Annotated in this window: 1 protein-coding gene; it reads left to right on the top strand. The window is 53.4% G+C overall.

Annotated elements, in window-relative coordinates:
* Positions 1-27: 27 nt before the first annotated feature.
* Positions 28-337: transposase (locus tag QEH52_RS20390; protein WP_308952793.1), on the top strand; the 310-nt coding region annotated here is incomplete at its 3' end.

Below are 337 nucleotides of genomic sequence, written 5' to 3'. Positions count from 1 at the left end.
AGTGCTCGAATCTCGCATATAGTTTGGATGCGAGAAAACTACCCAAGCGATCTGACAGACAAAGAATGGGCACTACTTGAGCCACTCATTCCCGGTGGTTCAATTTTGGGCCGGCCGCCGCGCTATTCGAAGCGCGACATCGTCAATGCGATTTTCTACTTGGTGCGCAGCGGATGCGCATGGAGGATGCTTCCCCACGACCTTCCACCTTGGCGTATCTGCTACCACTACTTCTCAAAGTGGAAACACGAAGGCGTTTGGGAGGCGATCCATGACCGCCTCCGGGATATTGTGCGTGTGCACCACGGTAAAAAAAAGCTCCAACCGCTGCGATTGT

Origin of the sequence: Thalassobacterium maritimum, assembly GCF_031127805.1 — a bacterium.
Lineage (GTDB): Bacteria > Verrucomicrobiota > Verrucomicrobiia > Opitutales > Coraliomargaritaceae > Thalassobacterium > Thalassobacterium maritimum.
Note: the sequence above shows the minus strand (reverse complement) of the source record. Positions and strands in the feature narration are given on the sequence as shown.